Source organism: Amycolatopsis sp. NPDC051758, from assembly GCF_044453095.1.
In the GTDB taxonomy this organism is placed as follows: domain Bacteria; phylum Actinomycetota; class Actinomycetes; order Mycobacteriales; family Pseudonocardiaceae; genus Amycolatopsis.
The window spans coordinates 44399-58426 of record NZ_JBITCJ010000026.1 but is presented as its reverse complement, the minus strand read 5'-3'; the positions used below and the strand labels follow the sequence as shown (position 1 = coordinate 58426).

Annotated in this window: 10 protein-coding genes and 1 pseudogene; 3 read left to right on the top strand and 8 right to left on the bottom strand. The window is 69.4% G+C overall.

Annotated features, from left to right (window positions below):
• Window positions 1-12 precede the first annotated feature (12 nt).
• From ACIA5G_RS52760 to ACIA5G_RS52750, 3 genes are read right to left on the bottom strand one after another with little or no spacing between them, the layout of a single operon-like run.
• Window positions 13-897 (bottom strand): carbohydrate ABC transporter permease, encoded by an 885-nt coding sequence (locus tag ACIA5G_RS52760; RefSeq protein WP_395937959.1) that lies wholly within the window; start codon window positions 895-897, stop codon window positions 13-15.
• Window positions 894-1802, bottom strand: coding sequence for a carbohydrate ABC transporter permease (locus ACIA5G_RS52755; RefSeq protein WP_395937957.1), 909 nt, complete (start codon window positions 1800-1802; stop codon window positions 894-896). The genes ACIA5G_RS52760 and ACIA5G_RS52755 overlap by 4 nt, the downstream gene beginning before the upstream one ends.
• Window positions 1803-1813: 11 nt before the next feature.
• Entirely contained in the window at window positions 1814-3112 is a 1299-nt protein-coding gene (locus ACIA5G_RS52750) for an ABC transporter substrate-binding protein (RefSeq protein WP_395937955.1), read from the bottom strand.
• A gap of 159 nt (window positions 3113-3271) precedes the next feature.
• Here ACIA5G_RS52750 and ACIA5G_RS52745 point away from each other — a divergent pair, with 159 nt between their 5' ends.
• Together ACIA5G_RS52745 and ACIA5G_RS52740 are read left to right on the top strand one after the other, a co-directional pair.
• Window positions 3272-5281: a beta-galactosidase gene (locus ACIA5G_RS52745; RefSeq protein WP_395937953.1), complete on the top strand. Its 2010-nt coding sequence runs from the start codon at window positions 3272-3274 to the stop codon at window positions 5279-5281.
• 413 nt (window positions 5282-5694) lie between these two features.
• The gene (locus tag ACIA5G_RS52740; RefSeq protein ID WP_395937951.1) at window positions 5695-7335 is read left to right on the top strand and encodes a hypothetical protein; all 1641 of its coding nucleotides are present in this window, start codon (window positions 5695-5697) and stop codon (window positions 7333-7335) included.
• Window positions 7336-7428: 93 nt separating this feature from the next.
• Here ACIA5G_RS52740 and ACIA5G_RS52735 read toward each other — a convergent pair whose 3' ends face one another.
• The 4 genes and pseudogenes from ACIA5G_RS52735 to ACIA5G_RS52720 form a co-directional block, all read right to left on the bottom strand.
• A complete protein-coding gene (locus ACIA5G_RS52735; RefSeq protein WP_395937949.1) occupies window positions 7429-8388 on the bottom strand; it encodes a YbhN family protein in 960 nt (319 codons plus the stop codon).
• A gap of 79 nt (window positions 8389-8467) precedes the next feature.
• The gene (locus ACIA5G_RS52730; RefSeq protein ID WP_395937947.1) at window positions 8468-9640 is read right to left on the bottom strand and encodes a sensor histidine kinase; all 1173 of its coding nucleotides are present in this window, start codon (window positions 9638-9640) and stop codon (window positions 8468-8470) included.
• Complete coding sequence (locus ACIA5G_RS52725; protein WP_395937945.1) at window positions 9640-10347, bottom strand: response regulator; 708 nt, start codon at window positions 10345-10347, stop codon at window positions 9640-9642. Before ACIA5G_RS52725 ends, ACIA5G_RS52730 begins: the two co-directional genes overlap by 1 nt.
• Window positions 10344-12092, bottom strand: a pseudogene (locus ACIA5G_RS52720) (MMPL family transporter); the annotation flags it as partial. The gene ACIA5G_RS52725 and the pseudogene ACIA5G_RS52720, both read right to left, overlap by 4 nt.
• 126 nt (window positions 12093-12218) lie before the next feature.
• On the opposite strand from ACIA5G_RS52720, the gene ACIA5G_RS52715 reads away from it, so the two are divergent.
• Window positions 12219-12461 carry a hypothetical protein gene (locus ACIA5G_RS52715; RefSeq protein ID WP_395937943.1) on the top strand — a complete coding sequence of 81 codons (243 nt, stop codon included), beginning with the start codon at window positions 12219-12221 and terminating at the stop codon, window positions 12459-12461.
• A gap of 205 nt (window positions 12462-12666) precedes the next feature.
• Here the strand turns inward: ACIA5G_RS52715 and ACIA5G_RS52710 are convergent, their stop codons facing one another.
• Window positions 12667-13827: a glycoside hydrolase family 5 protein gene (locus ACIA5G_RS52710; RefSeq protein WP_395937941.1), complete on the bottom strand. Its 1161-nt coding sequence runs from the start codon at window positions 13825-13827 to the stop codon at window positions 12667-12669.
• Between the last annotated feature and the right edge of the window lie 201 nt (window positions 13828-14028).

The following is a 14028-nucleotide window of genomic DNA, read 5'->3' as shown; positions in this document are numbered from 1 at the left end:
GCCGGCTGTCGGTCACAACTTTACGGCTCCGGTCAGCAGATCGACCCGCCAGTAGCGCTGCAGGCCCAGGAACAACGCGATCAGGGGGATGATCGACAGCAGGGCGCCGGTGATCACGAGCGTGTACATGGCGGGGATCCCGGCGCCCTGCTGGAGCAGGCTGTACAGGCCGACGGTGACCGGGAAGAGCTGGTCGTCGCCGAGCATGATGTAGGGCAGCAGGAAGTTGTTCCAGATCGCGACGAACTGGAACAGGAAGATCGTCACCAGCCCCGGCCGCATCATCGGCAGCGCGACCGAGGTGAACAGCCGCACCTCGCGGGCGCCGTCCATCCGCGCCGCCTCCAGCACGTCGTCGGGGACCGCCGCGGCGGCGTAGACGCGAGCCAGGTAGATCCCATAAGGACTGAGGACGCTGGGCAGCAGCACCGACCAGTAGGTACCCGCGAGGCCGGCCTTGGCCAGCAGCAGGTACTGCGGCACGGCCAGCGTGATCGGCGGCATGAGGACGCCGGTCAGGATGACCGTGAAAATCAGTCCCCGGCCCCGGAACCGGTACTTGGCCAGCGCGTACCCGCCGGCCGCCGACACCGCAGCCGACAGGAGGGCACCCACGCCCGCGTACAGCGCGGAGTTGACCATCCACCGCCAGTACACGCCGTCGCGGTAGGCCGTCAGCTCGGCCAGGTTGTCCCAGAACCCGGTACCGGGCACCAGCGTGAACGTGCTGAACAGCTCGTCACGGCTCTTCGTGGCGGCCATGATCACCCACAGCACGGGGATCAGGCAGTAGACCGCGCCGAGCAGCAGCAGGATCGTCGGCGCCCACGCCGTGCGGCGCCCCGGCCGGGCCGTCGCGGCGGAGTCCACCCGCGGCCGGGTCAGCAGGGCGGTCACGAACCCGCCTCCGTGGCGCGCCGGTTGACCAGCTTCAGGAAGACCAGGGACAGCAGCAGCGTCACCGCCGCGATCACCACGGCGGTCGCCGCGGCCGAATACAGTCCACCTTGGACGAAGGCGTCCCGGTAGACCTTCATGTACGGGCTCCACGTGGTGCTCAGCGTGTTCGCCAGCGGCCGCAGCGTCATCGGCTCGGCGAACACCTGGAGCGTCGCGATGGCCGAGAAGAAGAACGTCAGCACCAGCGCGGGAAGCACCAGCGGGATCTTGATCCGCACCGCGATCCGCCGTTCCGAGCAGCCGTCCAGCCGGGCGGCCTCGTACAGCTCGGGCGGCACGGCGCGCAGGGACGTGTAGATGACGACCATGTTGAAGCCCGTGCCGCCCCACACCGCGATGTTGGCCAACGCGAGGTACAGACCACCGCCCTGCAGCAGCTCCGGGCCGTCGAGCCCGGCCGCCCGGAGCAGGAAGTAGCCGGGACTGACGCTCGGCACGTACAGGAAGCCCCACAGCAGCGAAGCGATGATGCCGGGCACTGCGTAGGGCAGGAAGATCGCCAGCCGGGAAAACGACCCGAACCTCGTCCGCGCGCCGTCCAGCAACAGGGCGAACAGCAGCGCAAGGCCGAGCATCAACGGCACGACGATCGCCCCGTACCGCAGCACCCGGCCCGCCCCCGCCAGCAGCTCGGGATCGCTCAGCGCGCCCGTGTAGTTGTCCAGCCCCGCCCACACCTCCTCACGGGCCTTCCCGCCGAGGCCGAGCCCCCGCACGTGGACGGTGTGCAGACTCAGGTAGATCGCGTAGCCGATCGGCAGGGCGAAGAAGAGCACGAACAGGAGGATCGCCGGAGAAAGGAAGCCGTACGGCGCGAACCGGCGGGGAGCACGGGTGGACACCACAGATCCCTTCAGCCTTCGACCTTGAACCCGTTCTTCTTCATGTCCGACACAGTCGCCTGCCGCACTGTGCCCAGCGCAGCCACGAAGTCCGACTTGTCCTGCGCCGCCTTGCCGAACGCGTCCTTGAACGCGGAGTACGCGACGATGACGTCCGGCCCCCATCCGGCCGCCGCGGTGCCCTTCGCGACGTCCGCGGCCAGCGTGTAGAAGTCCGGCTGGCTCGGGAAGAACTCCGGGGTGGTCAGCGCCCCACTGGTCTGCGCGGCGGTGGCGGCCGGGTAGACCGCCGATTCCTTCACCAACGCGGCCACGGCGGCGGGGTCGGTGTTCAGCCAGGTGGCGAACTTCGCGGCGGCCTCGGCCTTACCCCGCTTCTCGGCGCCGTGGGTGACGCTGGTGGCGGAGCCGCCCCAGCTGCCGGTCGCCGACGCGCCCGCGGTCCACTGCGGCAGCGGGGCCAGCTTCCACTTGCCCTTGGTCGACGGCGCGGCCGTGGTCAGCGTGCCCGGGGCCCACACCGCGCTCACCCACGCGAGCTGCTTCCCGTCGTCGAGCGCCTTGTTCCACGCCGGGGTGTACATCGGCTGGTTGTCCAGCGCGCCCTCGGCGACCAGGCCGCCCCAGAACCCCGCGACCTTGCGCGATGCCTCGTCGTCGATGGCGACCTTCCAAGTGTCGCCGGACGACGTCCACCACGCCGCGCCCGCCTGCTGGGCCAGGCCGGCGAACAGGCCGGGGTCGTTGCTGGAGAACGTCGCCAACGCGCGGGACGGATCCTTCCGCTTGAGCTCCCGGGCGGCGTCGGCGAACTCCGGCCACGTCGCCGGGACCTTCAGGCCGAACTGTTCGAAAAGGTCGCCGCGGTAGAACAGCCCGAGCGGCGCGATGTCCTGCGGGACTCCGTAGACCGCGTCCGAGCCGAGGGTGACCTGCTTCCAGACGTTTCCCGCGAACTTCTCCTTGGCCCCGGCCGCGAATTTGCCGACGTCGGCCAGCGCGTCGTTGGTGACCAGCGTCGGGATCATCTGGTATTCCGCCTGGACCAGGTCCGGCCCGGTGCCCGCCTTCTCCGCGGTGAGGATCTTGGGGATCAGCTCGTCACCGCCCGCCTGCTTCTGCACCGTGACCTTGGCCTCCGGGTGCCCGGAGTTCCACAGGGCGACGACCTTGTCGAGGTTGGGCGCCCACGACCACATGGTCAGCTCGACCGGTCCGCCTGTCGGCGGGGGCTGGTCGCTGCCGCTGCAGGCGGAGAGGGCGAGGGAGCCGATCAGGGCGATTGCTGCGAGGGCGGTGCGGCGCTGCATCCGATCCTCCGGAGTCAAGGGGGAGGTGGGGCCGTCGACTGTGTACGTGCACAGTACGGCCCTCAGGTCAATACTTGTCAAGGGCAGGACGCTTGCGGTTATCTGGGCGAAATTGCGAGTAATCATTCTGTGCACGATCACAGGAACGGGGGCCCGCGAATGGCGTGGCAGTGGCCGGTCGGACTGGACGCTCTGGCGTACGGCGGCGACTACAACCCCGAACAGTGGCCGCAACCGGTGTGGCAGGAGGACGTGCGCCTCATGCGCGAGGCGGGCGTGACCATGGTCAGCGTCGGCATCTTCTCCTGGGCGCTGCTGGAACCCGAACCGGGCCAGTACGACTTCGGCTGGCTCGACGACCTGCTGGACCTGCTGCACGACAACGGGATTCGCGCCGACCTCGCCACGCCGACGGCGGTGCCGCCGGCGTGGTTCTACGAGCGCCATCCCGACGCGCTGCCGGTGACCCGCGAAGGCGTGCGCTACAGCTTCGGCGGCCGGGGCGCGATCTGCCACAGCTCGCCCGCCTACCAGCAGGCGGCCGTGTCGATCGCCGGGCAGCTCGGCCGCCGCTACGCCGCACACCCCGCCCAGGCGTTGTGGCACGTCCACAACGAGTACAGCGTGCCGATCAGCGCCTGCTACTGCGACACGTCCGCGGCCGCGTTCCGCCAGTGGCTCGCCGACCGCTACACGACGATCAAGGAGCTGAACGAAGCCTGGGGCACCACGTTCTGGGGCCAGACCTACGGCTCGTGGGACCAGGTGTCGCCCCCGCGCCTGACGCCGACGGTGTGCAACCCGGCGCAGCAGCTGGACTGGGCGCGGTTCACCAGCGACGAGCTGCTGGCCAACTTCAAACGGGAACGGGACGTGCTGCACGCGCTGTCCCCCGGCATCCCGGTGACCACGAACTTCCAGGCGGCTCTGTCCCAGTGCGAAACCCTGGACTACTGGGCCTGGGCCGGCGAGGTCGACCTGGTCACCAACGACCACTACCTGGTCGCCGAAGCCGACCGGAACCACATCAACCTCGCGATGGCCGCCGACATCACCCGGTCCCTGGCCGCCGGGCGGCCGTGGCTGCTGCTGGAGCACTCCACCAGCGCGGTGAACTGGCAGCCGCGCAACATCGCCAAGAGGCCGGGGGAAATGGCGCGCAACAGCCTGGGGCACGTGGCGCGCGGCTCGGACGGCGCGATGTTCTTTCAATGGCGCGCGTCCCGCTCGGGCGCCGAGAAGTTCCACTCGGCGATGCTGCCGCACGCCGGGACGGACAGCCGGATCTGGCGTGAGGTCGTGCGGCTCGGCCGGGATCTCGAGGCGCTCGCACCGATCCGCGGCAGCCGGGTGATCGCCGATGTCGCGATGCTGTGGGACTGGCAGTCCTGGTGGGCGCAGCGGCTGGAGTGGCGCCCGAGCGTCGATCTCGACGCGCGGGAGCGGGCGGACGCTTGGTACGCCGCCGCCTACGACCGGCACCTCACCGTCGACTTCGCCCATCCCAAGGCCGATCTGAGCGGCTATCCCCTGGTCGTCGTGCCCGCGCTGTACGCCATGACGGACACCGCGGCAACCAACCTCCGCCGGTACGTCGAAGACGGCGGAGTCCTGGTCGTGTCGTGCTTCTCCGGAATAGTGGACGAGCACGATACCGTCCACCCGGGACCGCACCCCGGTGCGCTGCGCGACGTGCTGGGCCTGGTCGTGGAGGAGTTCACCCCGCTGCGCGCGGGCGAACAGGTCCGGCTGAGCGGCAACATCGTAGGCGACGTCTGGTCGGAGGTCATCGCCCTCCACGGCGCCGAAGCCGTGTGGTGTTACGTGGACGGACCGGCGGCGGGCGGACCGGCGGTCACTCGGCACGCGATCGGCGACGGTACGGCGTGGCACGTCTCGACGCGCCTGACGGCGGACGGCCTCGCGGCCGTGCTGCGCGCAGTCGCCGCGGACGCCCCGCTGCCCGCCCGGGACCTGCCCCCGGACGTCGAGGTCGTCGAACGCCGCGGGACGGAAGGGCGGTACCTCTTCGCGATCAACCACTCCGGTGAGGACGCCGTGCTTCCGGTCGGCGAGCGGGCCGTCGAGCTGATCACGGGAAAGCGGTACGCCGGGCACGTCCGGGTACCGGCCGGCGAAGTCCGCGTCGTCGCCGAACCCCTGCTTTAGCGCGGTCACCGCGGCGAACAGGCCGGCACGTAACCCACCGGACCGTCCGTTCATCCGATTTCCCCTCTTCGACCGGCCCGAGGCGATCTCGCCGGAATTCGTCCTTGAATCGGCTCAAGCACGGTAAACGCGCTGACATATGACGTCAACCACCCATTGAGGGCAATGAACGCGCCATCTTGCTTCGAATGCATCGAATCACCGCAGCGCTTTGATGCGCGCCGGCAGAAAACGTTTACACAAGTTCCCGCCGGAGCGTACTGCCGTTGCCGTAGCGCTGCGCCGGCTACGGCGTTGGCAGTACCACTCGGTACCGCGCTGGGCGGATGTGCCCGGCCAAACCCCCCGTCAAGGTGATCGTCATGCCTGCAGGACGACCTCAGGCACGGCAGATCCCGAAAGCGAGGATGCCCTTGACCACCAGAATCCTTTTCTCCACCGGTGCCCCTGGCCGCCGACGGTGGGCGGTGCTGACGTCGGCGCTCGTTCTGCTCTCGACTTCGGCGGTGTTGTCAGCGCCCGCGGCGAACGCCGATCCGGCTTCTCCGGCCCAGGTGTCCGTGGACTTCGCCCAGAACCAGGGCCTTCTCCGGCACGGCGAGCGGTACAACAACTTCACGGCGGCCACGACGTGGCAGAACCCGCGAACGGCCGACGTGGCCTACCTGAACGACGTCGGTCTGCACGGCTCCGTCTACCGGGCATGGGCCAAGGTGGACTGGTGCGGCGGGTCGACCACGTCGTGCACGCTCTCCTCCGATCCCGCCTCTCCGACCGGCGACGTCAACGGCTATCTCGCCAACGCCGCTACCGTGTCGGATTCGATCCTGCTGAACCTCGACATCAGCCCGCTGATCAAGCAGGGCGTATCGCCGGCGCAGGCCAAGCCGCTGCTCAAGCAGATCGTCAAGACGGTCAAGGCGAACTACCCGGCGGTGCGCTACCTCGAGGCGTTCAACGAACCGGACGCGCCGGACAAACGCGGATTCATGAACCCGGCCCTCGTCTACCCGTACTACGCCGACTTCTACCAGATCACCAACGAGGTCAACGCCGAGCTCAAGCTGTCGCCCCGGTTGCAGGTCGGCGGCCCGGCCTTCTTCGAGTTCGATCCGAGCTGGATCGGGAAGTTCCTCGACGACTACGCCGCGGACCCGGACCGGGCGAAACGGCTCGACTTCTTCTCATACCACGGGTATGTCGAATTCGGCGACATGGCGACCCTGCAGAACCCGCAGTTCTACAAGGACAACCCGCGGATGGTGGAAGGTCAACGAACCGAGCTGCAGGCCATGCTGACCGCCCGTCACCTCGATCCCGGCGTGCCGGCCTTCATCACCGAGTCGGGTGTCTATCCGGGACCGCTGTGTGACGACTGCACCGACACAGCACCCACCACCACCGCCACTCCGTGGTACACGGCCGACTACGCCCGGCAGGCCGCGGGACAGGCATCACTGCTCTACTGGTACGCGAACGAACCGAAGACGTCCGCGTTCAACTGGGTCACCCGGCATTCCGGCAACGAGCGCAAGGATCAGTTCGTCACGCGCGGTCCCGGGTGCACCAGCATCACCGCCGCGGGTGGCGCCGGCACCACGACGACGTGTCCCGGCGGGCCGGTCACCAACGCCTTCACGCCGTACGGCAACTCGCTGCTGATGCAGTCGAAGATGAAGAAGACCAAGGTGTCGGCCACCTCGGACAGTCTGGACGCGAAGGGGATCGGCGTCTACGCGCTCGCGGCGAAGGACACCAGCGGCGCGTCGGTGATGGTGTGGAACTACCAGGACACCGGCAGCAATGCGTTCCACGCCACGATCGACATGGCGAACCTGCCACCGGACCTCGGCACCGGGTGTCCCGTCCGGGTGAAGGTCTACCGGGTCGACCAGAACACCAGCAACTACTACTCGACACCGGGCAACACCGATCCGGCGAAGGCCGAGCTGCAGCAGGTCGACGAACGGACAGTGGTCCCGGACAAGGGTTACACCTACCAGGCGGACCTGCAGCCCAACGCGATCTACCTGATCCTGCTCTCGCGAGCGTAGGAGGCTCGGCGGGCCACCGTGCCGCTCCCGCGCGGCACGGTGGCCCGCGACCGTCCGGGTCCGGCGATCTTCGGAACACCGCAGGCCCTCAGCTCACAGGTGCCCGGCCCGTCGCAGCCATGAGAAGGCCAGCCAGCCCACCGGAACCCGCGACCAGAACGTCACCAGGCGGTAGAGCACGGCCACCGCCAGGGCAACCGGCGGCTCGAGGCCCACTGCGGTCAGCTGCGCCGCGAGGATCACCTCCGCGCCACCCGCGCCGCCGGGCAGGGGGACGACGCCGGTGAGCGCGCTGCCCGCCACCACCAGCAGGAGGTCACCGAACGAAACGGTGGCACCGAACGCCTGTACCGCCGCAGCCAGCGCCGCGGTCGAACCGAGGGTCACCAGCAGGTTCCCGGCCACGGTGACGCAAGCCCGGCCGGGGTCGGCCACCGCGCGGCGGAACGCCGCCAGTGTGGCCGCGCCGACGGAACGCGCCCGCCCCGCCAGCCGGCGCCCTGTCGCCGTGCACCGCAGCAACGCCCCTCCGACTAGCAGTACCGCCGCGACGATCATCGCCACCGGAACCAAAACCGCCGAGCCCGCCACGTCCGCGAGCCGGCCCGACGAGACCAGGCCCGGCAGGGCCAAGGCCACCGTCACGAGCACCGCGGCAGCCTGCACGGCCCCGACGGCGCCCGCCGCCCCCGCGGTGGCCACCCCGCGCCGGTGCAGGAACCGGACGTTCGTCGCCATGCCGCCGAGGTTGCCGGGAGCCACCAGGTTGCCGAACGAGCCCGCCAGCTGCGCGACCGTCGTCAGCCCCCACGGCAAGCGCACCGGCGCGACGGCCCGCAAGGCCAGTACGTTGCCCAGCAACGGCACGAGGAAGACGGCCAGCGAGGCGCAGATCCACACAGGCTCGGCGCTCCCGAAGACCTCGGCGAGTTCGCCGCTGCCGACGGTGCGGACGAAGGCCACCGCCGTCACCACGACGACCACAACTGCCGCGCACCGGACCAGCATGGTCACCACGCCCCGCCGCGGCGCACGTCTTCGTATGTCGATCACGGTTCCATGCTGTCCGGCGCGGCCCCGCAAAGCGTCGGCCGCAAGCGGTATCCGGGCCGTACGGCGTTCGCGGTACCCGCTAACCGGCGGTCGCGTCCGAGGTGCGCAGGGGCAGCACTGCCCGCACCTCGTACAGCCCGTCGGAGCGCAGCTGCGCCGTGCACGAACCACCGGAGCTCACGGCGCGTTCGCGCATCCCGATGAGCCCGTGCCCGGTGCCGGCCCCTCCGTGGCCCGCCCTGGCCGGGTTGGTCACCGTCAGTTCCAGGTGGTTCCGGGTGTAGGCGAGGTCCACGTGGGCGCGGTGCTGGGTGCCGTGCTTACCGGCGTTGGTCAGCGCCTCCTGGAGGATGCGGTACGCCGCGAGGTCGGAGGGGCCCGCGAGGGGCCGGGCGGCGCCGCTCGAAGTCAGGCCGACGTCGAACCCGGCCGAGACGAACGAGTCCACGAGCGCGCCGGCCTGGGCGAATCCGGGCGTGGGCTGCCGGGACTGCGGCGGGTCGTCGTCCTGGCGCAGCAGGCCCACCGTGGCGCGAAGTTCGTCGAGAGCCGCCCGGCTGGTCTCCTTGATGCCCGCCAGCGCCTGCCGGGCCTGCTCCGGTTGCCGGTCCAGCAGGTGGTGGGCCACTCCGGCCTGGGCGTTGACCAGGGTGATGTGGTGCGCGACGACGTCGTGCAGGTCGCGGGCGATCCGGATGCGCTCGTCGCGCACCCGGCGGCGGGCCTCTTCCTCACGGGTGCGTTCGGCTTCGCGGGCCTTTTCCCGCGCCTGGTGCAGGAGTGCGCGGTTGGCCCGCACGGAATCGCCGACGGCGACGGCGATTCCGATGTAGTTGGCCGGCAGGATGTTGCGGATGTTGGCCAGGTGTCCCGGCAGCCACCAGGCCGAACCGGCGGTCAGCAGCACCGCCGCGGCCGCGCCCAGGGTCCACGCCGTGCGGCGGTCGGTGTGCCTGGCCACGGTGTAGAGCGCGAGGATGCTCGGCGCGTCGACGATCACGGTGTGCGGGTGGATCACCGGCACCGTGGCGCTGAGCACCACGGTCACCGACGCGACCGCCACGGGGTGGCGGTATCGCAGCAGCAGAGCAAGGCAAGCGCTCGCGTAAACGAAGATTTGCCAGGAGTTCGGGGGGTTCCAGCCGCCCGCGTCCCGATAGGACAGCTGGAACACCCCGACCAGCGTGACGATCACCACGGGCAGCACGACGTGCCACCATCGCGGCACTCCGGTGTCTTCTCGCGCCCACATCAGGCGGTCCTCCCGAAGGGCCTCACCGTGGTGGCCGGGGGTTTCGGGGGGGCGACGAGCCCGGTCTCGTAGGCGAACACGACCAGCTGAGCCCGGTCGCGGGCCCCGGTCTTCATCATGGCCCGGTTGACGTGCGTCTTCGCGGTCGCGGCGCTGATGAACAGCTTGGCGGCGATCTCAGCGTTGGACAACCCCGACCCCACCAGCGCGGTGATCTCCCGTTCCCGTGCCGTCAGCTCACCCAGCTCCGCCCGCGCTTCCACCAACCGGGCCTCCGGCTGAGCCAGGAACCGGCCGATCAACGCCGTGGTCGCCGACGGCGACAGCAGCGACTCCCCCGCCGCCACCGTGCGGATCGCCTGCAGCAGCACCTCCGGCTCGACGCCCTTGCCCAGGAAGCCGCTGGCCCCGGCCCGCAGCGCGGCCACCACGAACTCGTCGTTCTCGAACGTGGTGAGGACCAGGATCTTCACCCCCGCGAGGTCCTCGTCCGCGGTGATCCGCCGGGTGGCCTCGATCCCGTCCACCCCGGGCATGCGGATGTCCATCACGACGACGTCGGCCCGCGCCTCGCGCGCCTTCGTCACCGCGTCCTGCCCGTCGGCGGCCTCCGCGACCACCTCCATGTCATCGGTGGCATCGACGAGGAGGCGGAAGGTCGCCCGCAGCAGGGCCTGGTCGTCGGCGAGCAGGACGCGGATCGTCATCCGGCCATCATCTCCTGCGTGTCCGGCACCCGCTCGGGGCCTTCGACCGACAGCCGCGGCGTAATCCGCTCCGCCCACCGCGGATACGACCAGTTCGCCCGGCCGAGCAGCGTCATGATCGCGGGGATCAGCGTCAGCCGGACCACGAACGCATCGACCAGGACCGCGATCGCCAGCCCGATGCCGATCATCGCCACGATCCGCTCCCCGCTGAACCCGAACGAGGCGAACACGCACAGCATGATCGTCGCCGCGACCGCGATGACCCTACCCGTTTCGGTGACGCCGGCTCGGATCGAGCGCCCGTTGTCGCGGGTGCAGACCCACTCCTCGTGCATGCGGCTGACCAGGAACACCTGGTAATCCATGGACAGCCCGAACATGACGCCGACCACCAGCACCGGCACCAGGTACATCACCGGCGCCCCGGAGCCCACACCCAGCAGCGCCAGACCCCACCCGTGCTGGAAGATCGCGGTCACCGCACCGAGCCCGACCCCGATCGTGGCGATGTTGCTCACCGCACCCACCAGCGGCACCAGGACACTGCGGAACGCCACGGCCAGCAACAGGAACCCGAGCAGGGCGATCAGCCCCAGATACAGCGGCAGCTTGCTCATCAGGGCGTCGGCGACGTCGATGCTGGTCGCCGTCTGGCCGCCGACGTGGACCTTCAGCCCGGTGCCCGCCTCCGCGACCGGGATGACGTTCTCACGCAGGGTCGTGACGAGGTCCGCGGTCTGCTCGGCCTGGGCCGTCGTCGTCGGGGTGACGGTCGCCGAGGCCACGTCCCGGCCGGCCGGGGCGATGGCGACGCGCGCGACACCGGGGAGCGTGTCCAGCCGGTGGACCAAGGTGGCGAACGCCTGGGCCGACGCGCTGTCGGGTGTGCTCGCGACGAGCAGCAGGGAGGCGTCGAACCCGTCGCCGAAGGCATTCGCCATGAGGTCGTGGTACGCACGGGTCGGCGAACCGGCGGGGTCACTGCTCGCGTCCGCGTTGCCCACTCGCAGACCCAGAACCGGCGAAGCGAGTAGCACTGTCACGGCCAGGGCGCCGCCGCCGACGGCCACGGGAAAGCGCTGCACCAGGTTCGCCCAGCGGCTCGCCTTCGCGTTCTTTTCGTTCGACGCCAGATGAAACCGGCCCGCGGCGATGGCCCGTCGGTCCGTTCGGGACAGGACCCGGTAGCCGAGCATGCCCAGCAGCGCCGGCAGCAGCGTGAGCGCGGCGGCGACGGTGAACAGGACGGTGACGGCGGCGGCCTGGGCCATGCCGGTGAGCAGGCCGAGGCCGACCACGAACATGCCGAGCAGCGCGATGATCACCGTACCTCCGGCGAACACGACCGCCCGGCCGGAAGTGGTCACCGCCTGCACCAGCGCTTCGCCGACGGTCGCGCCGGCGCGCAGGGCTTTGCGGTGCCGGTTGACGATGAACAGCGCGTAGTCGATGCCGACGCCGAGACCGATGAGCGCGCCCATGGTGAGGCTGGTCGCGGCGAGGTCGACCACGTGCGAGCCGAGCATGACGACCAGCAGCGACGCGCCGACGCCGGCCAGCCCGGTGACGATCGGCAGCACCGCCGCCCACAAGGACCGGAACAGCAGCAGCAACAGGACCAGCGCGGCGAGGATGCCGATCGCCTCGGTGCCGTTCGAGCCGGCGGGCTTCTCGGTGAACGCCTGCCCACCGACCTCGACGTCGAGCCCGGGCACCCGCAGCCGTTCGGCGGCCTGCACGACAGGCCGGTGGCGGCGCCCTTGTCCAGGGTGACGGTCGCGTAGGCCGTCCCGGCCCGCGGGTTCAGCTGGGCCGCACCGGCCGGGTCATACGGGCTGACCACCCGGTTCACGCCGGGCATCGCGGAGATGTCGCGCAGCGCCGCGCCGACCCGCTCGCGCACCGGCCCGGAGCCGACGTCGCCGGCGTGCCACGCGATCGTGCCGCGGACGACGGCCGGGCCGTTGCCCAGCAGCCGGGTGGCGGTGGCCGACTCGCTGTCGGGCAAGTCCGCGGAGTCGGTGAACGCCGCCCCCACCCCGAACACGAGCAGGGCGAGGAGGACGAGACCGGCGACCCAGCCCACGGCCACGACACCCCGCCTCCGGTAACACCAACGGGCGAGAGCACTCACAGGGAAAGCCTTTCGGGAAGGAGAGGTAGTCGCCGACCAGCCTCCCGTTCCCGACCGTCCGAAGCGTCAGCCTCGCGCGGTCATGCCGGTACCGCGTTCGCGGTACGCCGCCGTGGGGCCGGCACCCGAGAGGCCGGGCCCCTTGTTCCGCGGCCCGGCCTCGCCGGTTGCAGGCCTGGCTGCTACCCGACGCCGCTCATGATCGCGCTGATGATGCCCTGCTGGGTCACCGCGTAGGACCTTCGGTCGAACAGGCCGAACCCGTACTGCCCGTTGTGGCCGTTGTCCCAGTAGACGGTGGCGGCCCCGTACTTCTTGGCGGTGGCCACGACGGCACGGGCGAAGTCCGCGCGGTACCTGTTGTTCGACGAATCGAACGAAGACTTGTCGATCGACCCGTATTCTCCGACGACCACCGGATATCCGCTGGTGACGAACTTGCTGTACATCATCTTCAGCTGAGCGTCCAGGTAGTCCTCCTGACCCCAGGTGGACTTCTTCGACGGATTCGTCGCGCCGCGGCCCCATTGCGTGATGGCGCCGCTTGTCTCCCCGGCGAAGTCCCAAGGGCTGTAGTAGTGCACGGAAAGCATGATCCGCTGTTCATTGGCGGGAATACTGGAGGAGCGATACCGGTCACTCGGAAGCGCGAAGCCGTAGTTCCCCGCGGTGTAGTCGATGTTCGTGTTCCAACCGGCGACGAGCAGCCAGCGCGAGCTGTTGTTCCCGCCGGTCTTCCGCACGGTGTCCACGAAGATCTGGTTGTAGGCGTTGATGTTCGAGTAACACGGCTGGGTCGGCTTGCCATATTGCCCGTCGAATTCTTCGTTCATGGACTCCAGGATCAGGTGCTGGTTGTAACCCTGGAACCGGTAGGCGATCTGCTGCCAGACTTTCTGGTACTTGGCCTTGATCGTCGCCTGATCGCCGGCATCACAGATCAACCAGGAGCCGGTGACGCTCTTGTAGCCGTCGCCGTGCATGTTGATCAGCACGTACATGCCCCGGCTGTAGGCGTAGTCGACGACCTGCTGAACCCGGTTCAGCCAGGCCGAATTGATCGCGTAGTTCGGGCCGGGCCCGATGTTCCTCAGGTAGGAGACCGGGATGCGGATCGTCTTGAATCCCGCCGCCTTCACCCTGTCGATCAGGGCTTGCGTCACGGTCGGTTGACCCCATGCTGTTTCGCTGGGGTATCCGTTGGAGCTGGCTTCCAGCTGGTTTCCCAGGTTCCAGCCCGCACCCATGTCGGCAACGATCTGCGAGGCGTTCAGCGATGCCGCGGTTTCACCCGATGCCTGATTCGCCAATCCGGACACCGAGGCGGTGAGCGCAACCGCCACAGCGAGTAGGACGGATCGGATTTTCCTTTTTTGTGAAGTCAACGATGACTCCTCTCTCTTCCAGGCCAAGGGATTCAAGATCGAGTAGCTCGACTGGGCACGATGCCGACCCGTTGGCGCGGTTCAACCTCGCGCACCGGAAAACATAGTCAAACACGGTGGTTTCACGCAGTCAATCGTTCTGACGCCAATTACTCCGGC

Excerpts from the sequence above, each read along its gene's own strand:
- ACIA5G_RS52745 (WP_395937953.1), top strand. The coding sequence starts at position 3,272 with ATGGCGTGGCAGTGGCCGGTCGGACTGGACGCTCTGGCGTACGGCGGC.
- ACIA5G_RS52730 (WP_395937947.1), bottom strand. The coding sequence starts at position 9,640 with ATGTGGGCGCGAGAAGACACCGGAGTGCCGCGATGGTGGCACGTCGTG.
- ACIA5G_RS52725 (WP_395937945.1), bottom strand. The coding sequence starts at position 10,347 with ATGACGATCCGCGTCCTGCTCGCCGACGACCAGGCCCTGCTGCGGGCG.
- ACIA5G_RS52715 (WP_395937943.1), top strand. The coding sequence starts at position 12,219 with ATGTCGCGCAGCGCCGCGCCGACCCGCTCGCGCACCGGCCCGGAGCCG.
- ACIA5G_RS52750 (WP_395937955.1), bottom strand. The coding sequence starts at position 3,112 with ATGCAGCGCCGCACCGCCCTCGCAGCAATCGCCCTGATCGGCTCCCTC.